Source organism: Bradyrhizobium sp. NBAIM03 (genome assembly GCF_020194055.1).
GTDB classification, from domain to species: Bacteria; Pseudomonadota; Alphaproteobacteria; order Rhizobiales; family Xanthobacteraceae; genus Bradyrhizobium; species Bradyrhizobium yuanmingense.
Genome location: NZ_JADYVS010000161.1, coordinates 1 through 443, shown reverse-complemented (window position 1 = coordinate 443; position 443 = coordinate 1). Strand labels below are relative to the sequence as shown.

The 443-nt window shown below is 65.2% G+C and carries 1 protein-coding gene; it reads right to left on the bottom strand.

Features of this window, described 5'->3' with window-relative positions; translation table 11 throughout:
• Window positions 1-443, bottom strand: a 443-nt coding sequence (locus I6F21_RS37880) for an efflux RND transporter permease subunit (RefSeq protein ID WP_225184403.1), incomplete at both ends; no start/stop codon positions are given.

Sequence of the window (443 nt, the reverse complement as noted above, 5' to 3'; positions counted from 1 at the left end):
GTATTGGCCTGGATGCGCACGGCGGGCCGCTGCCCGCCGCTGATGCTGACCAGGCCAATGCCGGGCAACTGCGACAGCTTTTGCGCGATGCGCGTGTCGACCAGGTCTTCCAGCTTGGGCAACGGCATCGTATTGGAGGTGATCGCCAGCGTGAGGATCGGCGCGTCGGCCGGATTCACCTTGCTGTAGATCGGCGGCATCGGCAGATCGTTCGGCAGCAGGTTGCCGGCTGCGTTGATGGCCGCCTGCACTTCCTGCTCGGCAATGTCGAGCGAGAGCGACAGATCGAACTGCAGCGTGATCACCGAGGCGCCGCCCGAGCTGGACGACGTCATCTGTTTCAGGCCGGGCATCTGCCCGAACTGCCGCTCCAGTGGTGCGGTGATGGACGACGTCATCACGTCGGGGCTGGCGCCCGGATACAGCGTCGTGACCTGGATGGT